Raw genomic sequence first — 19,432 nt, forward strand, 5'->3', positions numbered from 1 at the left:
CCGCCCCCGCCGCAACCACCCCCCCCCCCCCCGCCCACCAGGGGGGCCCCCTGCAAAACGGCCGGGCGCGGGGGGCCCCTCCGGGTGGGCCCCCCCCGCCACTGTCAGTACTTGGGGCCGATGTGGGCGTCCATGAGGGCGACGGAGTCCTTGCGGGCGACGGAGATGTTGGTGGCACCGGTCGGCCGGGCCGCGGCCTTCCACTGGACGCCGACGGCGTCGAGGGTGGCGGTGAACAGGCCGATGATGTCGGTCGAGGTGTTGGTGAAGAAGTAACGCGGGTACTCGTAGCGCTTCTTGACGCCGCCGACCGTTCGCGTCGTCCAGTTGGTGATGCGGCAGCCGTCGGAGTGGATCAGGCCGCGCAGGAACTCCCACGGATGGGCGTCGACGATCTCCTGCTGCCAGGGTTCCAGGGCTATGGTGCGTTCGTGCTTCTTGCCGGGACCGTGTTGGGGGAAGTGGCAGGTCAGGTGATTCGAGTAGAGCTTGACGTCGTGACAGCCGGTCCGTCGAACTCTGCAGGGCTTGTTCCTGGGAAAGACCAGGCGCATGGCGTTTTCGACGGAGTCGGTGATCCCCGGCCAGTGATCGTCACAGGTGATCTGAAGGCTCTGTGTCCTGCGGTACTCGTTGGGGAGAAGGATGTGGCCGTCGCCGAGGTAGAGGCCGAGCAGGTAGGAGTAGGCGCCGCGGTCCAGGTCGTCGCCGTAGCAGTGCATGCACGCGGAACGCTTGCGGCCGGGGAGCTGATGGCGTTTGGCGAGGTCTTGATGCTTCCACCAGGAGACCGTGCCAGGAGAGACCCGGAGTCGTCGGGCGACATCGGCATTGCGTACACCTCGACGGAGGAGGTGTGCGGCTTGTTCGCGCACAGAGAGAGACGTCATGTGCGTCAGATTGGAACTCGACAGGCCGGACTGTGGACCCTTTGGATGTGATCCACTAGATGAGGTGAATTTCCCTAAGCCTGGGAATACGAGAAAAATTATGGTGCCGAGTGTGGGATTCGAACCCACACGCCCTTTCGAGCAATCGCTTTTGAGGCGATCGTGTCTGCCCTTCCACCAACCCGGCAAGTTCGCGCCCGTGAAGGATACCCTGTGAGCGCTGTTGGGCGCAGCTAGGTACCCTCGTGCATGCAGTACCCCGCCGGAACTAGGAGCCCCGTGAGCACCGCCGACGAGCAGGCACAGCCGCTTGAGACCGATTCGCCCCAGATCACCCGGATTGTGATCGCCGAGGATGAGGCGCTGATCCGCCTTGACCTCAAGGAGATGCTCGAAGAGGAGGGGTACACCGTCGTCGGTGAGGCCGGGGACGGGGCTACGGCGGTGAAGCTGGTGGAGGAGCTTCGGCCGGACCTCGCGATCTTCGATGTGAAGATGCCGGTGCTGGACGGGCTCTCCGCCGCCGAGCAGATCCACGAGAAGCACCTGGCGCCGGTTCTGATGCTGACGGCGTTCTCGCAGCGGGAGCTGGTGGACCGGGCGCGGGACGCCGGGGCGATGGCGTACATCGTGAAGCCGTTCAGCAAGGCGGATCTGGTGCCGGCGATCGAGATGGCGGTGTCGCGGTACACCGAGATGCGCACGCTGGAGGAGGAGATCGCGGATCTCACCCAGCGGCTGGAGACCCGGAAGCTGGTGGACCGGGCGAAGGGCGTGCTGCAGACGAAGTTCGGGCTGAACGAGCCGGCGGCGTTCCGGTGGATCCAGAAGACGTCGATGGACCGTCGGATGACGATGGCCGCGGTGGCCGAGGCGGTCATCGAGGAGGGCGCGGCCCAGGACCGCAAGAAGGCGGACGAGGACGCGTCCGAGTAGACGGATGCGAGGAGGGCCCGGCAGATCTCATCTGCCGGGCCCTTCGTGCGTGGAGGCGTGGATACGTGGAGGCGTCAGTCCTCGCCGAGGTAGGCCTTGCGGACGGATTCGTCGTGCAGGAGGTCGGCGCCCGTCCCGGAGAGGACGATGCGGCCGGTTTCCATGACGTAGCCGCGGTCGGAGAGGGAGAGGGCGGCCTGGGCGTTCTGTTCGACGAGCAGGATGGTCGTGCCGGCGGCCTTGAGTTCGATGATGGTCGCCATGATCTTCTGCATCATCAGCGGTGACAGGCCCATGGACGGCTCGTCGAGCATGAGCAGTTTGGGCTGGGACATCAGGGCCCGTCCCATGGCGAGCATCTGCTGTTCGCCGCCGGAGAGGGTGCCGGCGGCCTGGCGGCGGCGTTCGCCGAGGATGGGGAAGAGGTCGTAGGCGCGGTCGACGTCGGCGGTGATGCCGGCGGTGTCGGTGCGCAGGAAGGCGCCGAGGAGGAGGTTCTCCTCGATGGTCATGCGGGGGAAGATGTGCCGGCCTTCGGGGGAGTGGGCGAGGCCGAGGGCGACGATCTTGTGGGCGGGGACGGTGCTGAGGTCCTGGCCGTCGAAGGCGATGCGTCCGGCGGTGGGTTTGAGGAGCCCGGAGAGGGTGCGCAGGGTGGTGGTCTTGCCGGCGCCGTTGGTGCCGATGAGGGTGGTGACCTCGCCCTGGTTGACGGTGAAGCTGATGCCCTTGACGGCTTCGATCTTGCCGTAGGCGACGCGGAGGTCCTCGACCTCGAGGAGTGCGGTCACTGGTCGGTCTCCGTAACGGTCTCCGCGACTGCGGGGGTGGTGCCTTCGAGCGGGGCGCCGAGGTAGGCGGTGATGACGCGTTCGTCGTTCTGGACGGTTTCGCGGTCGCCTTCGACGATCTTCTGGCCCTGGACGAGGACGGCGGTGCGGTCGCAGAGGTTGAAGATGAAGCGCATGTCGTGCTCGATGACGAGGATCGAGACGCCCTGGTCGCGGATGGCGAAGACGAGTTCCTCGGCGGCGCGGGTCTCCTGGGGGTTCATGCCGGCGGTGGGTTCGTCGAGCAGGAGGAGGCCGGGGTCGGAGGCGAGGGCGCGGGCGATCTCCAGCTTGCGCTGTTCGCCGTAGGGGAGGTTGCGGGCGAGGTGGTCGGCCTTGTCGGCGAGGCCGGTGAAGGCGAGGAGTTCCATGGCCTTCTCGCGGCTCTCGGCTTCGGCGCGGTGGTAGCCGGGGCCGCGGAGGATGGCGGAGAAGATGCCTTCCTTGGTGCGGGTGTGGCGGCCGACGAGGACGTTCTCCAGGACGGTCATGTTGGCGAAGAGCCGGATGTTCTGGAAGGTGCGGGCGACGCCGGCCTGGGTGACGAGGTGGGGCTTGGGCGGCAGGAGGGTGCCGCGGTAGCGGACGGCGCCCTCGGTGGGGACGTAGAGGCCGGTGAGGCAGTTGAAGAAGGTGGTCTTGCCGGCGCCGTTGGGGCCGATGAGACCGATGATCTCGCCTTCGCCGACGGTGAGGCTGACGTCGTTGACGGCGGTGAGGCCGCCGAAGCGCATGGTGACGCCGGTGACTTCGAGCAGGGGTGTGGCGGTGGTGGTCATCTGGGTGGTCACGCCCCTGCCTTGGTGAGTGCGGCGCCGTCGCCGGCGGGCTGGGCCGGGATGGCGGCCTCGTGGAACTCCAGTTGGCGGCGCCGGTTGGGGATGAGGCCTTCGGGGCGGACGCGCATCAGGATGATCAGGGCGGCGCCGAAGGCGAGCAGCTGGTAGTCGGAGAGGAATTCGAGCTTCTTGGGGATGAGGAAGAGGAGGGTGGCGCCGGCGAGGGGCCCGCTGATGGTGCCCATGCCGCCGAGGATGACGGCGGCGAGCAGGAACGCGGAGTTGGGCGGGAGGGCCTCGGCGAAGGTGTACTGGTCGGGGGTGACGGTGTAGCTGACGTGGGCCTGGACGGTGCCGGCGAGGCCGGCGAGGCAGGCGCCGAGGGCGAAGGCGAGGAGCTTGAGGCGGAAGCCGTTGATGCCCATGGCTTCGGCGGCGGTCTCGTCCTCGCGGATGGCGACCCAGGCGCGGCCGATGCGGGAGTTGCCGACCCGGGCGAAGACGAGCACGACCAGGGCGGTGACGAGGAGCATCAGCAGGTAGTAGTTGGAGAAGCGGCCGAGTTCGATGCCGGCGACGGTGTGCGGCTTGCCGAGGTCGAAACCGAGGATCTCCAGGTCGGGGATCCGGGGGATGCCGTTGGAGCCGTTGGTGACCTTGGGGCCGGTGGTGCCGTTGAGGTTGAGCATGGTGATGCGGAAGATCTCGCCGAAGCCGAGGGTGACGATGGCGAGGTAGTCGCCGCGCAGGCGCAGTGTGGGGGCGCCGATGAGGACGCCGAAGACCATGGAGACGGCGGCGCCGGTGAGCATCGCGGCCCAGAACGGGAACTGGACGTGGATGGGGGAGGCGGGGGAGCCGGAGACCAGGGCGGCGGCGTAGGCGCCGACGCCGAGGAAGGCGACGTAGCCGAGGTCGAGCAGGCCGGCGAGGCCGACGACGATGTTGAGGCCGAGGGCGACGGTGGCGAAGATCAGGATGTTGGTGGCGACGGAGGTGTACTGGTCGCTCGTCTGGGTGAAGGGGAAGCTGGCGGCGGCGGCGAAGGCGGCGCCGGTGGTGACGGGGCGGTGCTTGACGGTCAGGGCGCGCAGCCGGGCGAGCAGGCCGGACCGGGTGAGGGCGGGGACGACGAGGGCGGCGAGCAGCAGGTAGCCGATGAAGAGTTCGCCGTACTCGGTGTCGATGCCGAAGGTGATCGCGAACAGTCCGAGGCCGAAGGCCAGGACGATGGTCAGGACTTCGGCCCAGGAGGGGAGTTGGCGCGGCGCGGGCAGCGGCCGGTCGACGGTGCCCAGGCGCAGCCAGGTATGGGCGAGGTGGCCGAGCTGGAGGAGCAGGACGACGCCGGCGGCGATGGCGAGGGCGCCCGCGAGGGCGGTCATCACGGGGGCGACGGGCTGGTCGCCGGGGATGGCGTGGGCGGCGAACCAGCCGGCGGGGGCGACGGGGACGAGCAGGAAGAGGCGCCTGTCGAGGATGCGCAGCGGGACGCGGGTGCGGCGGTCGAGGGGCAGGCCGAGGGCGCCGATGACGGTGAGGAGGCCGCCGGCGGCGAGGATCCAGCCGCCGGCTTCGAGGTTGGCGAGGCCGCCGAGTTCGGTGGCGATGGCGGCGACGGAGAAGACGCTGACGGCGAGGGCGCCGGTGGCGGCGTAGAGGACGGCGTTGTGGCTGCGGCTGGGGGCGGCCCAGCGCAGGCCGGGGGTGCCGTGGGTGGCGAGGAGCAGGAGGAGGGTGAGGAGTCCGGCGGCGAGGGCGAGCCATTGGAGGCCGGCGGGGGAGCCGGTGTAGGTGAGGTCGCCGGGGAAGTCGGAGGTCCAGGTCCAGGGGAGGGCGGCGGAGGCGGCGGTGGTGAGGGCGCCGAGGCCGGTGAGGGCGGTGGCGGCGCGGGCCGGCAGGGGGATGACCGGGGTGGTTTCGGTGGTGGTGGTCATGGTGGTCACGCCCTGTCCGCGACGCGCTCGCCGAGCAGGCCCTGGGGCCGGACGAGGAGCACGAGGATGAGGAGTACGAAGGCCCAGACGTCCTTCCAGGCGCCGCCTCCGAAGAGGTGCATGCCGGGCAGGTGCTGGATGTAGCCGGTGGCGAGGCTTTCGGCGAGGCCGAGGGCGATGCCGCCGAGCATGGCTCCGTAGATGTTGCCGATGCCGCCGAGGACGGCGGCGGTGAAGGCCTTGAGGCCGAGGATGAAGCCCATGCGGAAGTCGACCTGGCCGCTGCGCAGTCCGTAGGCGACGGCGGCGACGGCGGCGAACGCGGCGCCGATGGCGAAGGCCATGACGATGATGCGGTCGGTGTCGATGCCCATGAGCTTGGCGGTGTCGGGGTCCTGGCTGGTGGCCTGCATGGCGCGGCCGGAGCGGGTGCGGGTGACGAACCAGCCGAGGGCGAGCATGCACAGCGGGGCGGCGATGAGCAGGAAGAGGTCGCTGCGCTGGATGGTGACGGAGCCGAGGCTGAAGGGGTCGCCGGGGATCTTGGGGAAGACCCGGGCCTTCTTGGCGTCGGGGTAGAAGGAGAAGACGAGTTGCTGGAGGAAGATGGACAGCCCGATCGCGGTGATGAGGGGGGCGAGTCGGGGGGCGTTGCGCAGGGGCCGGTAGGCGAAGCGCTCGGCGGCGACGGCGGTGAGGGTGGAGACCAGGATGCCGGCGATCAGCATGAGCGGCAGGGCCAGCCACAGGGTGGTGCCGCCGGGGAGGGCGAGGTAGGCGGTCAGGGCGCCGAAGCCGCCGACCATGACGATCTCGCCGTGGGCGAAGTTGATGAGCTGGACGATGCCGTAGACCATCGTGTAGCCGATCGCGACGAGTCCGTAGAGGGCGCCGAGGATCAGGCCGTTGGCCAGCTGCTGCGGTAGGTCGTGCACCGCTGGGCCTCCGTAGTGCGTTCGGGGTTGTCCGCGTGGGTGGTGGATGTGGGGGCGCGCGGGGGCACTCGTGGCGCCCCCGCGCGCTGTGCTGCTGGAAGGTGGTGCGGCCGGTTCAGTCGTTGGGGCTCAGCCGGTGAGATCTGAGCCGCTGAGGGCTGAGCCGTTGGAGGTTCAGCCGCTGAAGGTGCCGGTCTTCTCCACGGTCCACTTGCCGTCCTTGACGGTGTAGACGGTGAGTTGCTTGTTGGTGGTGTCGCCGAACTCGTCGAAGGAGACCTTGCCGGTGACGCCGTCGAAGGAGACCTTCTGGACGGCGTCGACGACGGCGGCGCGCGGGTTGGCGGGCAGCTTGCCGTTGTTGGCGGCGGCGACGGCCTTGACGGCCTGGATGATGGCCCAGCCGCTGTCGTAGGAGTAGCCGCCGTAGGTCTCGTAGGGGTCCTTGTAGCCGGCGGCCTTGTAGTCGGCGATGAACTTGGCGGCGGTGGGGAGTTGTTCGACGGCGCCGCCGACGGCGGTGGCGTAGTCGCCGGCGCTCTTGGGGTTGAGCTTGATGAAGTCGGCGCTCTGCATGCCGTCGCCGCCCATCAGCGGGATGTTGACGCCGGCGTCCTTGAGCTGGAGGGAGAGCGGGCCGGCGGCGGGGTACTCGCCGCCGTAGTAGACGGCTTCGGCGCCGGAGGTCTTGACCTTGGTGACGATGGCGGAGAAGTCGCGGTCGTCGGGGTTGACGTGCTCCTCGCCGACGATGTTGCCGCCCTGCTTGGTGAATTCGGCCTTGAAGGTGGCGGCGAGGCCGGCGCCGTAGGTCTTCTGGTCGTCGATGAGGAAGACCTTGGACTTCTTGGCGTCCTTGGCGAGGAACTGGGCGGCGAAGGGGCCCTGGACGGCGTCGGTGGTGGCGGTGCGGAAGTAGGTCTTGAAGGGGCGCTTCTTCTCGCCGGTGACCCACTTCTCGCCCTGGCTGAGGGCGACGCCGGTGTTGGCGGGGGAGATCTCGACGAGGTTGGCGTCGTTGAAGATCTGCTGCATCGACTGGGCGACGCTGGAGTTGAGCGGGCCGACGACGCCGAGGACGCTGTTGTCGGCGACGAGCTGGGTGGCGTTCTGCTGGCCGGGGCCGGGCTTGGCGGTGTCGTCCAGGGCCTTGACCTGGAACTTGACGCCGGGGACCTCGTTCTGTTCGTTGGCCTTCTTGACCGCGAGGTCGACGGAGTTGCGGATGCCGATGCCGATGGCGGAGAGGTCGCCGGTGAGCGGGGCGTCGATGCCGATGGTGACGGTGGTGGTGGAGCCGCTGTTGCCGCTGCCTCCGTCGGCGGACTTCTTGTCGTCGCGGGAGCCGCACGCGCTGAGGCTCAGGGCGCCGATCACGGCAATGCTCACGACAATTGCGGAACGGTGACGCACGAGGGTCCCCTTCGGTTCGGGAGGCGCCGCGCCTGAGTTGGCGGGAGCCGGGATGCGCGGAGGGCCGGGCCCAATCCGTTGGCGCGGTGACTGGCCGTGACTCTAGATGCCTCTGGGCGACTCGGGCAGTGGTGTGGCGAGGCTGTGATTCTCTTGTTATGAGCACACAGAGCAGTTGTCTCAGCATGTGGTCGTTTTGGCGCGACCGATCCGCCGATGTAGGGCGTTTAGGGGCTGTTGGGGCGATGTAAGGGCCAGAAATGGGGGTTGCAGCTGGCCTGGTCGATAGTCGGACGCCCGTGTCCGATTCACTTGTTCCGGTCATGCTCATCCGGATTTCGGACAACGAGGGCATGGCGAAGGAACTCCGGGCTGCCTGCGGGCCTCGGAGCGGGTCATTGCTCGGATTTCCTACTTGTTACGCAGCGTTACCTGCTCGGATTCCGGGCATGCTGCCGCGTCGGCCGCGCCCGGACATGCCGCCGCCCCCTTGTCCAGACCAACGCCTGCCCAGGGTGGCGGAAGGTCAAACAAGGGGGCGGCCAAGGGATTTGATGGACCGTCGGCACCGGGAAGGGTCCCGGCGCGGGGTCAGAGGTCGCGCAGCATGCAGGTCAGCCGGCAACTGGTGACCCGCTTGCCGGTGTCGTCGGTGATCGCGATCTCGTACGTGGCGGCGGTGCGGCCCTTGAACACCGCCGTCGCCACCCCGGTGACCAGTCCGGAGGTGGCCGAGCGGTGGTGGGTGGCGTTGAGGTCCACCCCGACCGCGTACCGGCCGGGGCCCGCGTGCAGCATCGCGCCGATCGAGCCCAGCGTCTCGGCCAGCGCCGCCGACGCGCCGCCGTGCAGCAGCCCGTACGGCTGCTGGTTGCCCTCCACCGGCATGGTGCCGACCACCCGGTCGCCGGAGGCCTCGACGATCCGGATGCCGAGCTTCTCGCCGAGGGCGCCGCCGGAGAAGGTCTGCGGATCGACGCCGAGCTTGGCGAAGTGGTCCAGCACGTCCTGCGGGACCTTCAGGACGGGGGCCGCGTCGGGGGCCGCGTCGGTCATGGGGAACTCCTGCCGCTCGGGGATCGTCATCGTGCTGCCTGTGATCGTACGACCGTCCTACTCGGCGGTAGCGGCCGTGTCCGGGGCCGGGGCGCGTCAACGGGCGCCCCGGGCGCCGCGGCCCCGCCGCCCGCGCCCCGCCCCCGACCGGTACGGCGCTCGACCGGCACGGCGTCCGATCGGCACGGCGCCCCTTTTGTCGGTGCCGGGCCATAGGATCGGTGGCCGGTAGTGGAATCGGCAGGAACGGGACGTTGACGTGGCTACGCAGAGTACGGACAAGGGCGCGACGGGTGGCGGCGGGGCCGGCCCGCGGCCCCGGCTGATGCTGCTCGACGGGCACTCGATGGCCTACCGGGCCTTCTACGCCCTGCCCGTGGAGAACTTCAACACCTCCACCGGCCAGCCCACCAACGCGGTCTACGGCTTCGCCTCGATGCTCGCCAACACCGTCCGGGACGAGCAGCCCACCCACCTCGCCGTCGCCTTCGACCTCTCCCGGCAGACCTTCCGCTCCGTCGAGTTCCCCGACTACAAGGCCAACCGCGCCAAGACGCCGGACGAGTTCCGCAGCCAGGTCCCCCTGATCGGCGAACTGCTCGACGCGATGAACGTCCCCCGGCTGACGGCCGAGGGCTTCGAGGCCGACGACATCATCGCCACCCTGGCCACCGCCGCCGAGGCGGCCGGCTACGACGTCGACATCGTCACCGGCGACCGCGACTCCCTCCAGCTGGTCACCGACCACATCACCGTCCTCTACCCGACCAAGGGCGTCTCCGAGCTCACCCGCTACACCCCGGAGAAGGTCGCCGAGAAGTACGGCGTCACCCCGCGCCAGTACCCGGACCTCGCCGCCCTGCGCGGCGACCCGTCCGACAACCTGCCCGGCATCCCCGGCGTCGGCGAGAAGACCGCCGCCAAGTGGGTCAACCAGTTCGGCTCCTTCGACGAACTCGTCTCCCGCGCCGACGAGGTGAAGGGCAAGATCGGCGAGAAGCTGCGCGAACACCTCGACTCGGTCAAGCGCAACCGCGTCCTCACCGAGCTCGTCCGCGACGTCGAACTCCCGCTCGGCGTCGGCGACCTGGCCCGCGCACCGTTCGACAAGGCCGCCGTCGGCACGCTGATGGAGTCGCTGGAGTTCCGCAACGCCAACTTCCGCGACCGCGTCCACGGCATCGACCCGGCTGCCGGCGAGGAGGAGGCCGCGGCCGAACTCGCCCCCGGCGTCGAGGTCGACGGCGAACTGCTCACCGACCCGGGCACGCTGGCCGGCTGGCTGCGCGAGCACGCCGCCGACACCAAGGCCCCCGTCGCCCTCGCCGCCGTCTACCAGTGGGCGCTCGGCACCGGCGAGGTCGCCGAAGTCGCCCTGGCCGCAGGGGAAGCCGCCGCCTGGTTCGACCCGGCGCAGCTCGCCGAGGAGGACGAGCGGGCCTTCGCCGCCTGGCTCGCCGACCCGGCCGTCCCCAAGGCCCTGCACATCGCCAAGCAGGTCATGCGGGCCTTCGCCGAGCGCGGCTGGGCCATCGAGGGCGTCGTCGCCGACACCGCCCTCGCCGCCTACCTGGAGAAGCCCGGCCGCCGCACCTTCACCCTGGAGGTGCTCGCCGAGGAGTACCTGGCCCGCTCGCTCACCCCCGCCCCCGCCACCGAGGACGGCCAACTCGCCTTCGACGCCCCGGAGGAGGACCCGGCGGCCGGCGCCCAGGCGCTCATGCTCCAGGCCCGCGCCGTCCTCGACCTCGCCGCGCTCTTCGACACCCGCCTCGCCGAGGTCGGCGCCACCGGGCTGCTGCGCGACATGGAGCTGCCGATCGCCGCCCTGCTGGCCCGGATGGAGCGCACCGGCATCGCCGCCGACCGCCCCTGGCTCACCAGCCTGGAGGCGCAGTTCGCCACCGAGATCCAGCGCGTGGTCGAGGAGGCGCACGCCGCCGCCGGGCGCGAGTTCAACCTCGGCTCGCCCAAGCAGCTCCAGGAGATCCTCTTCGGCGAGCTCGCCCTCCCCAAGACCAAGAAGATCAAGACCGGCTACACCACCGACGCCGACGCGCTCACCTGGCTCGCCACCCAGACCGACAACGAACTGCCGGTCATCCTGCTGCGCCACCGCGACCAGGCCAAGCTGCGCACCACCGTCGAGGGCCTGCTCAAGACGGTCTCGCCCAAGGGCCGCATCCACACCACCTTCAACCAGATGGTCGCCGCCACCGGCCGGCTCTCCTCGCAGGACCCGAACCTGCAGAACATCCCCGTCCGCACCGAGGAGGGCCGCGCCATCCGCCGCGCCTTCGTCGTCGGCGAGGACTACGAGTCGCTGCTCACCGCCGACTACTCGCAGATCGAACTGCGCATCATGGCCCACCTCTCCGAGGACGAGGCCCTGTTGGAGGCCTTCGCCACCGGCGAGGACCTGCACACCACCGTCGCCTCCCAGGTCTTCGAGGTCCCGGGCACCGCGGTGGACGCCGAGATGCGCCGCAAGATCAAGGCGATGTCCTACGGCCTCGCCTACGGGCTGTCCGCGTACGGGCTCTCGCAGCAGCTCGGCATCAAGCCCGGCGAGGCCCAGGGCCTGATGGACACCTACTTCGAGCGCTTCGGCGGCGTCCGCGACTACCTGCGCCGGGTCGTCGACGAGGCCCGCGCCACCGGCTACACCGAGACGCTGCTCGGGCGCCGCCGCTACCTGCCGGACCTCAACAGCGACAACCGCCAGCGCCGCGAGATGGCGGAGCGGATGGCCCTCAACGCCCCGATCCAGGGCTCGGCTGCCGACATCGTCAAGATCGCCATGCTGCGGGTGGACGAGGCGCTGCGCGCCGCCGGCCTCACCTCCCGGATGCTGCTCCAGGTGCACGACGAAATCGTGCTGGAGCTGACCCCGGGCGAGCGCGAGCAGGTCGAGGCGATCGTCCGCGAGCAGATGGCCGGCGCCTACCCGCTGCGCGCCCCGCTGGACGTCTCGGTGGGCGTCGGCGCCAACTGGGAGGCCGCCGCGCACTGATACGGCGGCGCGATACTCGGGGGTGCGGTACTCGGGGGTGCGGTACTCGGCGGGCCCGGACACGGCTGGTGTCCGGGCCCGCCGCTACGCTCCCGCGGGCCGTCGCGCAGCGGGCGCGGCACGTAACGGAGCCGTGGGGAGCGGAGGATGGCGGAGAGCCCCTTGGTGATCCAGAATGGTTCGATGGTCACGCTTGAGACTCCGCGTCTGATCCTGCGTCGCTGGCGCGAGGAGGACGTCGCGCCCATGGCCGCCGTCAATGCCGACCCCGAGGTCATGCGGTGGATCCGTGACGGCAGCGTCCGTGACGAACAGCAGACCCGCGGCGGGATCCAGGCCTGGGAGAGCGAGTGGGAGGCGCAGGGCTTCGGCCTGTTCGCCGTGGAGATCCGGTCCACGGGCGAGCTGGCCGGGTTCACCGGCCTCTCGGTCCCCGGCTTCCTGCCGGAGGTACTGCCGGCGGTCGAGGTCGGTTGGCGGCTGGGACGTTCCCACTGGGGGCGGGGCTTGGCCACCGAGGCCGCTGCGGCCGCCGTGCGGTTCGGGTTCGAGGAGCGAGGGCTGGAGCGGATCGTCAGCATCACCCAGGTGGGCAACGACGCCTCCGAACGGATCATGACCAAACTGGGGATGCGGCTGGCCCGTGAGACCGTCAGTCCCGCCGGCGGTCGGCGAGTGCGGGTGTTCGCGTTGTCGTCGGACCAGTACGCCGCAACCACTCGGCACTGAGCGCGGCCACCTGCCCGGCGGTCCCGCCGGTGCCTGGGAGTCGGCTACTCCCCTGCGTCGGCTACTCCCCTGCGTCGGCTACTCCGCTACTCCCCTGTGTCCGCTACTCACCTGCGTCCGCTACGCCCGCGCGGTGCAGGAACGCCTCGACGAGGCGGTCGGTGAAAGCCTCGTCCACGGGTTCCGCCGTCACCAGGACGCGGTGGTAGAGCGGTCCCACGAGTTGGTCGATCTCCGCCGCCATGTCGAGTCCGGCGGCGAGCTGGCCGCGTTCCACCGCGCGTTCCAGCGGGAGCCGGTCGCGTCGGCGCTGTTCGTCGAGGTACCCGGACCGCAGGGCGGCGGCGAACGCGGGATCGTGCTGGGCGTGCCCGATGAGGGCCTTGAAGACGGCGCCCGCGTCGGACCGGGTGAGGAACAGGGCCAGTTGGCGCAGGTGGGCGCGTAGGTCCGGGGCCAGGTCGCCGTGGTCCGGCGGGGTCAGGGCTTCGGCCGCGTCCTGGAGGAAGGCGTCCAGGAGGATGTCGGTCTTGGTCTTCCACCAGCGGTAGACGGTCTGCTTGGCGACGCCCGCCCGGGCGGCGATGCCCTCGATGGTGACGCCGGTGAAGCCCTTCTCGACCAGAAGGTCGTCGGCCGCCTCCAGTACTGCCTGCCGGGCCTGTTCGCTGCGGCCGTGCCGGTTGCCGTGATGGCGTGCCGCCGGTTGCGGCCCGGCCGCCGCGGCGGCCGTACTTCCTCGTTCCATGTCTGCCTCCTGGGGCCAGGGTAGGCCAGAACCGCTAGACGCAACGCAACGGTGCGTCTAGTCTAGGTTCATGACACCCACCAACACCCTCGAAGACCCCCGCGTCGCCACCGCCCTCGACCGGATGTTCCGGCATGCCGAGCAGGACGAGGAGACCAGCAAGCGGATCCGGGCGGCGTGGCCCCAGGGCTCCGCGCCCCTCGGCCCGCAGGAGCAGGCCGACGCCAACGCCGAGGTGTACATGCCGATCTCGGCCCAGGGCGGCCGCCTCCTCTACAACCTGATCCGGGCCACCCGCCCCGCCACCGTCGTCGAGTTCGGCACGTCCTTCGGCATCTCCACGCTCCATCTCGCCGCCGCGGTGCGCGACAACGGGACGGGCCGGGTGATCAGTACGGAACTGAGCGCCGCCAAGGCCGCGGCCGCCCGCCGGACGTTCGCCGAGACGGGACTGGACGACCTGATCACCGTCCTCGAAGGAGACGCCCGCGACACCCTCGCCGCAGTCGCCGGCTCCGCGGACTTCGTCCTCCTCGACGGCTGGAAGGACCTGTGCCTGCCCGTCCTGCGACTCCTCGAACCCCGCCTCGCGCCCGGCACCCTCGTCGTCGCCGACGACGTCGACCTGGAGGCCCTCGCGCCCTACCTCGACTACGTCCGCGACCCCCGCAACGGCTACCAGAGCGTCACGTTCCCCGTGGAGGACGGAATGGAGATCAGCTGCCGCCTCTAGACCCGTGTGGCGTCGTGATCAGGCGTGGGTATCGCCTTCTTCGTGGGGGCGGAACCCGGCAGGACACTGGTCGTGACGCGTGGGCAACTCACGAATGCCCAGCGCAAGTTCATCGGGCCGCCCCTGCCGATCGGCAGGTACGGCCCGCACCCCGAACGGTTGCGGGAGCAGAGCAGCTCCGGCCGGGCCGGTGGCGGGGGGAACGCAGGAAGCCGGCGGGGCCGACTTCTGGTGCAGGGGGGCTGGGCGACGGCGGTGACTGCGTCATCGTGGCCGGACGTCATCGGGGCAACAGCCGTCGTTACGTGCGGATCGTGATCAAGAGTCGGTTCCTGGTGAACTTCCGGGTCCATGCCGTCTACAGCCCGGCGCTGGTGCGTGCGTTGACGGAGGCGGGACCCGGCGAGGAGAAGGATTTCGGCGCCCGTTTCCTGTGGGACCCGGAGCAGGCGGAGAGCTGGGCGCGATCCCGGAACACGCCGAGGACGGGCTGAGACCGGGCTGAGGGCGGCCTGAGGGCGGCGAAGCCGGCGCGCCGGTGGGGCGGCGCGCCGGGAACACCTCCGGGTCAGCCCGCGAGGTGCTCCAGGAGCAGCGGCACGATTCGTTCGGCGTCGGCCTCCGGCAGCCAGTGGGTGGCGCCCTCCAGCGCAACGAACCGGTACGGGGCGCTGACGTGCTTGGCCGTCAGGTCGGCGGCGTCGCGGCCCAGGGCGCGGTCCTCGGTGCCCCAGACGAAGAGCGTGCGGACGGTGATCTCGCCGGCCGGCACCCGGAGTTCCTCGTTGATCGCCCGGTACCAGTTGAGCCCGGCCGTCAGCACGCCCGGCTCGGTCAGCCGTCGGACGTTGGACTCGGCCTGGTCCGTCGGCAGCGTGCCCTGGTAGATCGCGCGCAGCCTGGCCGCGTCGTCGGCCAGCATGGCCTGCTCGGCCACGTGCCCCGGCAGGCGGAACTCCCTGATGTACTGGGAGCGTTGGCGCTGGTCGCTGTCGTTGTTCAGGGCCTCGTAGAGCGCCTCGGGGTGCGGGGTGGAGAGCACGGTCAGGCTGTGCAGCCGCTCCGGGTGGGTGGAGGCCAGCGCCCAGGCGACGAGGCCGCCCCAGTCGTGGGCGACCAGGTGGAAGCGGGGCGCGTCCAGGGTGTCGGCGAAGCCCAGCGCGTCCGCGACCAGCAGCTCGACGGAGTAGTCCGCGATGTCCGCGGGGCGGGCGTCGGGGGAGTAGCCGCGCTGGTCCACCGCCACCGCGCGGTAGCCGGCCGCGGCCAGCGCGGTCAGCTCGGCACTCCAGCAGTCGGCGAACTCGGGGAACCCGTGCAGCAGCAGGACGAGTTCCCCGTCGGCGGGCCCGGCGGCCAGTCCGTCGAAGGTGTGCCGGCCGACGGTCAGGCGGACGGCGCTGGGCAGGGGTGAGGACATGGTCAGCTCCTGTAGATAGCACGTCAACAGGATGATCACATCACAGGATTGGGCGGGCGGACGCGGTGGGCGGTGCAGTGGGCGATGCAGTGGCCGACGCCGGTGCTCGCCCTTGGCACGAGGGCCCAGGCACAGGAAGTCGGCGGGGCCGACTTCCTGCGTCCAGCCCGGCCCGTCGCTGTCGACGACGACGCGCACGGGGTCACCGCCTTCGAGGTCCCGGGCGGCGAGTGGAGCGGCGAACGAAGCCGTGGATGCATGGCAGGCTGCCTTGCATGGTGACCAGTGATGCGTCGTGGGCCGATGACGGGGTGTTGGCAGTGCGTCCCGAGCTGACGGATGCCGAACTCGACGAACTGTTCAGCGCGTCGTGGCCGAATCACAAGCCGACCTCCTTCGCGCCGATGCTGGCCCGCAGCCTGGCTTGGATCGCGGCGCGCCGGGGGAACCGGCTGGTCGGATTCGTCAACGTAGTCGGCGACGGGGGTGCGCACGCCTTCGTCCTGGACACCACCGTCCACCCGGATGAGCGCGGGCAGGGGCTCGGGACCCGGCTGGTGAGGGCGGCCGCCGACGAGGCGAGGGCGCGCGGTGCCCAGTGGCTGCACGTCGACTACGAACCGCACCTGGAGTCCTTCTACGGCCAGTGCGGATTCCGGCCGACCGCCGCCGGGCTCATGCGGCTCTGAGCGGGCCGCATCCCGCGTTTCCACTGCTGCCCGCGGTGCGGTACGGCAAGGTCCGTAAGCACGGCCCAGTCCCGGTCAGGCAGGTTCCCCGGTGAACAGGAAGTCGTCGGCGGTGGCATCCATCAGAAGTTCGTCGCAGGGACGGCCGAGCCAGTAGCCGGACTGCCGTAGGCGTCCGGCGGGCTGGAAGCCTGCCTTCTGGTAGGCCGCGACGCCCGCCGCGTTCGGCTCCAGTACCTTCAGCCAGACCATCCTCAGTGCGGAGTACTGGAAGGCCCAGCGAAGGGTCAGGGCGGTGGCCTCAGTGGCGAGGCCCTTGCCGCGGGCCTCGGGTGCGATGAGGATGACGAACTCGGCGGTGCGCACGGCGGGGTCGATGGAGAGCGTCGTGAGGCCGACCGGGGTGTGGTCGTCGGCCGTGATCACCTCGAACTGCGGGTAGTCGCGGTTGCGGCCCTGTCCCTCCCAGCCGCCGGCACGGACCTCCCAGGACTGGGCGACCTGGGTGCCGTAGCCGAGGATCGTGCCGGGGTCGTTCTCCCAGCGGTGGTAGTCGGGCAGGTGGTCGCGGTCGGTCATGGCCAGGCTGACACGCTCGCCGGTCAGCAGGATGTGGGGTGTGCTCATCAGGTCCTCGTTCCAGTGGGGTTGGGCACGTTGATCGGGGTGTAGCGCTTGGTGCGCTCGGGCTCTTCGACGGGCTCCTCCTGAGCGTCGCAGATCCAGGCGTGCAGGCGGATGGGATCGGCGGCGATGCCGTGCCGCCAGGCCCCGCCGCGTCGGCCGACGGCGAGCAGGAGGGACGCCGCGGTGGACTCCTCGAGACAAGCGACCCGGGCGGGGATCGCGCGTGCGGCCCACCGAACGGAGAGCACCGCCGCGCGAGCGTGCGCCGTACGAGCCCTGGGTAGTCGACGGCCTGTCTCGGCCAGCCGGGCCATCCGTCCGAACTTCGAAGAGGGGGAGCCGAGGTGGCGGACGGCGAGGGTGATCAGCAGGCAGGCTGTTGCCGAGGTCCGCCAGGCCCAGGGCGGGGTGAGCAGGTGGTCGAGCCGGGCGGTGTTCTCGTCGGTGCCCCAGGACGGGACCGACTCGGCGATGGTGACCGGGGGCGGCGCGGGGCTGTTCTGGACGGCGGTGAGCCACTTCGACAGGGCGTCGCCCGTCAGGAGGACGGTGGCACCGGTCCGGTAGTTGACGACGATCCCGGCCCTGCTGGTCAGGGCGGTGCGGGTGTCCCCACTGGGTGTCGGTGTCACGCGGCGTGCACCTCCCACCGGACCTGTGACGTGGCCGTGTCGGCGGCCCGCAGCCAGAGCTCGGTTCCCAGCAACGGCTCGATCCTTCCCCAGGGGATGTCCACGCCGAGGAGAGCTTGCCGCAGCAGGGATCGGACCGTGCCGGGGCGGATCAGGCCAAGGCCGGCGAGATGGCCGTCCACGAGGTCCAGGACGCGAGCCTCGTTGGCCCGCAGACCGTGATGGTGGTCGACGGCGAAGGTCCCCTTGGCGCCCCGATCCACGACCTGCGGGGGAAGGAGTCCGGTGACCGCGTCGGACAGCAGTGGCTTGTACCGGCGGGCGGACCAGCGTCTGGCAGGGTCGGTAGCCAGCACGGTCTGCACCACACGGGGGTCGGTGAACGGGTTGTGCATGGCGATGCCTTGCTCGGCGGCGACCTGGTTCTCGGTTGCCGCCGTCCGGGCGACGTAGCGGGCCTCGGTCAGGAGACGGGTGTCGGCGTGGCCCAAGGTGAGGACATCGCGGTAGGGCTGGGTGGCTTCGGCTGCGAGAGCCCCGGCGCGATTGGTCAGCCACGGGGGACGGCTGGCGCCGTCGGCCAGGGCTTGGGGGTTGGTCCAGGCGGCTGCGAGCGCGGGCCAGGGGCTGGTGCGGTAGAGGCGGGCCCATGTCTGGGCATCGCGGGCCATTCGTAGGAGGTGGCCGGATCGGGCGAGGTCGGCCAGGTGTACCGGTGGCTGCATGAACAGGGTGTCCCCGCCGTCTCCCGTCAGGTGGACTCTGGCTCCGTGGCCCGCCAACATGGCCATCTGGGAGGTGAGTTGAGCGATGGTGATGGCCGAGGGTGCGGGCTCGTCGGTCAGTGGCAGCGTGTCCAGGGCGCTGAACGGAAGGTGCTCGGTGCCAAGCGCCATGAACTCGTGCCGGATGGAGGGGAAGGCCCTGGCGACGGTGCGAGCGTGGTCGACGTCTCCGCCTGTGGCGGTCCCCTTCGGGTGGTAGGTGACCGCGATGACCGGGCCATGGCCGGCGGCGAGCGCCGCGAACGTGCTGGAGTCCAGACCACCGGAGAGGTCGGAGGAGACCGCCTGGCCATTGATCCGCGAGCTCACGGCACCGGCCAGATCCTCGCGCAGACGATGGACCGCCTCGTGCCAGGCCAGTACGGGCCTACGCCAGTACGGGGTGGTATCGGAAGCGACGCCCGGCCGCGCGAGCAGCCGATGCCCCGGTGGGATCTGCTCGACATCCGTCCAGGCCGAGTGGCCCGGCGTCCACCCGGCCGGGTCCACGAGGTGCGCGGCCAGCCAGGTCGTGTCGGGTCGTGCTCCTCGTAGGCGGGCGAGGGCCAGAGAGCTGGAAGCCCAGACCGTCGCGCCGCTGATACGGGTGGAGTACAGGGGGCATGCGCCGATCGGGTCGGACCAGATCAGCTGGGCACCGTGCCCGTCGTCGAGAACCAGGGTGTAGGCCCCGGACCACGCCGTCGCTGCTGTGTCCAGCGTTGAGATATCGGTCGTGTCCACCAGCCGGGCCAGTTCGGCGTCGGCCGCCCCGCAAGGACCGAACACGGCGAGGCGTCGCCCGCCGCAGCCCTTGGCCAGCCTCACCGGGGTGCCGACGGACCAGAGGAGCGGCTTCCGCCACAGCAGACGTGCACCGAGGGGGACGTGCGCTGTGCTGGGGCGTGTGAGGTGGCCGCCGAACCAGCCCATGTGATCGCCTCCGAGGTGTCGAGCCTGTGAGTGGTGCGGCGGCACCCCGACGTGGTGCCGCCGCCGTGCCGTCAGGCCGCGTCGTAGGGCGAACGCTTGCCCTCGACGCTGTTGCTGCTGCTGCCGTTCGTCAGAGCGGCCGCGTCGCCCAGGATCACGACCTCGTCGTCCTGCTCCGGGTCGAAGGTGCTGGTGTTCTCCATGCTGGCTCTCCTCGTGCTGGTTGCGGATCGCAGCGGGGCTCGCTGCGGGGGGTCGTGCAGCCTTCCGCGCGGCGACGTCCTGCGTGGCTGGTGACGTGATGGTGGCGGAGACTGTTGGGACTGCGGCACCGCGTCCCGGGACGTTTTTTGGACGTCCCGGGACGT

19 protein-coding genes and 1 tRNA gene are annotated in these 19,432 nt (G+C 70.5%); 6 read left to right on the forward strand and 14 right to left on the reverse strand.

All coding sequences use genetic code 11. The features are described from left to right. Positions 1-104: 104 nt before the first annotated feature. Together ACFWPI_RS06700 and ACFWPI_RS06705 are read right to left on the reverse strand one after the other, a co-directional pair. On the reverse strand, positions 105-890 hold the full coding sequence (locus tag ACFWPI_RS06700) for a helix-turn-helix domain-containing protein (RefSeq protein ID WP_380378735.1): 786 nt from the start codon (positions 888-890) through the stop codon (positions 105-107). 101 nt (positions 891-991) lie between these two features. Next, positions 992-1,077 (reverse strand) — tRNA-Leu (locus ACFWPI_RS06705). Between the two features lie 92 nt (positions 1,078-1,169). On the opposite strand from ACFWPI_RS06705, the gene ACFWPI_RS06710 reads away from it, so the two are divergent. Then, on the forward strand, positions 1,170-1,826 hold the full coding sequence (locus tag ACFWPI_RS06710; protein WP_063347151.1) for an ANTAR domain-containing response regulator: 657 nt from the start codon (positions 1,170-1,172) through the stop codon (positions 1,824-1,826). Between the two features lie 74 nt (positions 1,827-1,900). Here the strand turns inward: ACFWPI_RS06710 and ACFWPI_RS06715 are convergent, their stop codons facing one another. The 6 genes from ACFWPI_RS06715 to ACFWPI_RS06740 form a co-directional block, all read right to left on the reverse strand. Further along, positions 1,901-2,617: an ABC transporter ATP-binding protein gene (locus tag ACFWPI_RS06715; protein WP_380378734.1), complete on the reverse strand. Its 717-nt coding sequence runs from the start codon at positions 2,615-2,617 to the stop codon at positions 1,901-1,903. After that, on the reverse strand, positions 2,614-3,435 hold the full coding sequence (locus tag ACFWPI_RS06720) for an ABC transporter ATP-binding protein (protein ID WP_063351037.1): 822 nt from the start codon (positions 3,433-3,435) through the stop codon (positions 2,614-2,616). The genes ACFWPI_RS06715 and ACFWPI_RS06720 overlap by 4 nt, the downstream gene beginning before the upstream one ends. 8 nt (positions 3,436-3,443) lie before the next feature. Further along, positions 3,444-5,372 carry a branched-chain amino acid ABC transporter permease gene (locus ACFWPI_RS06725; protein ID WP_380378732.1) on the reverse strand — a complete coding sequence of 643 codons (1,929 nt, stop codon included), beginning with the start codon at positions 5,370-5,372 and terminating at the stop codon, positions 3,444-3,446. A 5-nt stretch (positions 5,373-5,377) separates the two neighbouring features. After that, complete coding sequence (locus ACFWPI_RS06730; RefSeq protein ID WP_063347149.1) at positions 5,378-6,307, reverse strand: branched-chain amino acid ABC transporter permease; 930 nt, start codon at positions 6,305-6,307, stop codon at positions 5,378-5,380. Between the two features lie 174 nt (positions 6,308-6,481). Continuing rightward, the gene (locus ACFWPI_RS06735) at positions 6,482-7,720 is read right to left on the reverse strand and encodes a branched-chain amino acid ABC transporter substrate-binding protein (RefSeq protein ID WP_063347148.1); all 1,239 of its coding nucleotides are present in this window, start codon (positions 7,718-7,720) and stop codon (positions 6,482-6,484) included. Between the two features lie 591 nt (positions 7,721-8,311). Further along, a complete protein-coding gene (locus ACFWPI_RS06740) occupies positions 8,312-8,776 on the reverse strand; it encodes a hotdog fold thioesterase (RefSeq protein WP_363368771.1) in 465 nt (154 codons plus the stop codon). Between the two features lie 325 nt (positions 8,777-9,101). Here ACFWPI_RS06740 and polA point away from each other — a divergent pair, with 325 nt between their 5' ends. After that, positions 9,102-11,789: a DNA polymerase I gene (polA, locus tag ACFWPI_RS06745; protein WP_380378746.1), complete on the forward strand. Its 2,688-nt coding sequence runs from the start codon at positions 9,102-9,104 to the stop codon at positions 11,787-11,789. Positions 11,790-11,972: 183 nt separating this feature from the next. Beyond that, positions 11,973-12,518 carry a GNAT family N-acetyltransferase gene (locus ACFWPI_RS06750; RefSeq protein WP_079136226.1) on the forward strand — a complete coding sequence of 182 codons (546 nt, stop codon included), beginning with the start codon at positions 11,973-11,975 and terminating at the stop codon, positions 12,516-12,518. Positions 12,519-12,621: 103 nt separating this feature from the next. Here ACFWPI_RS06750 and ACFWPI_RS06755 read toward each other — a convergent pair whose 3' ends face one another. Beyond that, entirely contained in the window at positions 12,622-13,266 is a 645-nt protein-coding gene (locus ACFWPI_RS06755) for a TetR/AcrR family transcriptional regulator (RefSeq protein ID WP_380378729.1), read from the reverse strand. A gap of 70 nt (positions 13,267-13,336) precedes the next feature. Between ACFWPI_RS06755 and ACFWPI_RS06760 the strand changes: the two genes are divergently transcribed. Both ACFWPI_RS06760 and ACFWPI_RS06765 read left to right on the forward strand, forming a co-directional pair. Beyond that, positions 13,337-13,999 (forward strand): O-methyltransferase, encoded by a 663-nt coding sequence (locus ACFWPI_RS06760; protein WP_380378727.1) that lies wholly within the window; start codon positions 13,337-13,339, stop codon positions 13,997-13,999. A 314-nt stretch (positions 14,000-14,313) separates the two neighbouring features. After that, complete coding sequence (locus ACFWPI_RS06765) at positions 14,314-14,493, forward strand: hypothetical protein (protein WP_380378726.1); 180 nt, start codon at positions 14,314-14,316, stop codon at positions 14,491-14,493. Positions 14,494-14,567: 74 nt separating this feature from the next. Here the strand turns inward: ACFWPI_RS06765 and ACFWPI_RS06770 are convergent, their stop codons facing one another. Next, complete coding sequence (locus ACFWPI_RS06770) at positions 14,568-15,419, reverse strand: alpha/beta fold hydrolase (protein ID WP_380378725.1); 852 nt, start codon at positions 15,417-15,419, stop codon at positions 14,568-14,570. A 275-nt stretch (positions 15,420-15,694) separates the two neighbouring features. Here ACFWPI_RS06770 and ACFWPI_RS06775 point away from each other — a divergent pair, with 275 nt between their 5' ends. Beyond that, a complete protein-coding gene (locus ACFWPI_RS06775) occupies positions 15,695-16,108 on the forward strand; it encodes a GNAT family N-acetyltransferase (RefSeq protein WP_380378723.1) in 414 nt (137 codons plus the stop codon). A gap of 75 nt (positions 16,109-16,183) precedes the next feature. Here ACFWPI_RS06775 and ACFWPI_RS06780 read toward each other — a convergent pair whose 3' ends face one another. The 4 genes from ACFWPI_RS06780 to ACFWPI_RS06795 form a co-directional block, all read right to left on the reverse strand. After that, positions 16,184-16,735 carry a GNAT family N-acetyltransferase gene (locus ACFWPI_RS06780; RefSeq protein ID WP_380378722.1) on the reverse strand — a complete coding sequence of 184 codons (552 nt, stop codon included), beginning with the start codon at positions 16,733-16,735 and terminating at the stop codon, positions 16,184-16,186. After that, positions 16,735-17,367, reverse strand: a complete 633-nt coding sequence (locus ACFWPI_RS06785) for a lasso peptide biosynthesis B2 protein (protein WP_380378721.1) — start codon at positions 17,365-17,367, stop codon at positions 16,735-16,737. The genes ACFWPI_RS06780 and ACFWPI_RS06785 overlap by 1 nt, the downstream gene beginning before the upstream one ends. Further along, a complete protein-coding gene (locus ACFWPI_RS06790; protein ID WP_380424637.1) occupies positions 17,364-19,064 on the reverse strand; it encodes an albusnodin/ikarugamycin family macrolactam cyclase in 1,701 nt (566 codons plus the stop codon). Before ACFWPI_RS06790 ends, ACFWPI_RS06785 begins: the two co-directional genes overlap by 4 nt. Before the next feature lie 71 nt (positions 19,065-19,135). Beyond that, the gene (locus ACFWPI_RS06795; protein ID WP_380378719.1) at positions 19,136-19,267 is read right to left on the reverse strand and encodes an albusnodin family lasso peptide; all 132 of its coding nucleotides are present in this window, start codon (positions 19,265-19,267) and stop codon (positions 19,136-19,138) included. Between the last annotated feature and the right edge of the window lie 165 nt (positions 19,268-19,432).

This window comes from Kitasatospora sp. NPDC058492, from assembly GCF_042720685.1.
Classification (GTDB): Bacteria; Actinomycetota; Actinomycetes; order Streptomycetales; family Streptomycetaceae; genus Kitasatospora.

Excerpts from the sequence above, each read along its gene's own strand:
- ACFWPI_RS06700 (WP_380378735.1), bottom strand. The coding sequence starts at position 890 with ATGACGTCTCTCTCTGTGCGCGAACAAGCCGCACACCTCCTCCGTCGA.
- ACFWPI_RS06720 (WP_063351037.1), bottom strand. The coding sequence starts at position 3,435 with ATGACCACCACCGCCACACCCCTGCTCGAAGTCACCGGCGTCACCATG.
- ACFWPI_RS06725 (WP_380378732.1), bottom strand. The coding sequence starts at position 5,372 with ATGACCACCACCACCGAAACCACCCCGGTCATCCCCCTGCCGGCCCGC.
- ACFWPI_RS06740 (WP_363368771.1), bottom strand. The coding sequence starts at position 8,776 with ATGACCGACGCGGCCCCCGACGCGGCCCCCGTCCTGAAGGTCCCGCAG.
- polA (WP_380378746.1), top strand. The coding sequence starts at position 9,102 with ATGCTGCTCGACGGGCACTCGATGGCCTACCGGGCCTTCTACGCCCTG.
- ACFWPI_RS06750 (WP_079136226.1), top strand. The coding sequence starts at position 11,973 with ATGGTCACGCTTGAGACTCCGCGTCTGATCCTGCGTCGCTGGCGCGAG.
- ACFWPI_RS06755 (WP_380378729.1), bottom strand. The coding sequence starts at position 13,266 with ATGGAACGAGGAAGTACGGCCGCCGCGGCGGCCGGGCCGCAACCGGCG.
- ACFWPI_RS06760 (WP_380378727.1), top strand. The coding sequence starts at position 13,337 with ATGACACCCACCAACACCCTCGAAGACCCCCGCGTCGCCACCGCCCTC.
- ACFWPI_RS06770 (WP_380378725.1), bottom strand. The coding sequence starts at position 15,419 with ATGTCCTCACCCCTGCCCAGCGCCGTCCGCCTGACCGTCGGCCGGCAC.
- ACFWPI_RS06775 (WP_380378723.1), top strand. The coding sequence starts at position 15,695 with ATGGTGACCAGTGATGCGTCGTGGGCCGATGACGGGGTGTTGGCAGTG.
- ACFWPI_RS06780 (WP_380378722.1), bottom strand. The coding sequence starts at position 16,735 with ATGAGCACACCCCACATCCTGCTGACCGGCGAGCGTGTCAGCCTGGCC.
- ACFWPI_RS06790 (WP_380424637.1), bottom strand. The coding sequence starts at position 19,064 with ATGGGCTGGTTCGGCGGCCACCTCACACGCCCCAGCACAGCGCACGTC.
- ACFWPI_RS06795 (WP_380378719.1), bottom strand. The coding sequence starts at position 19,267 with ATGGAGAACACCAGCACCTTCGACCCGGAGCAGGACGACGAGGTCGTG.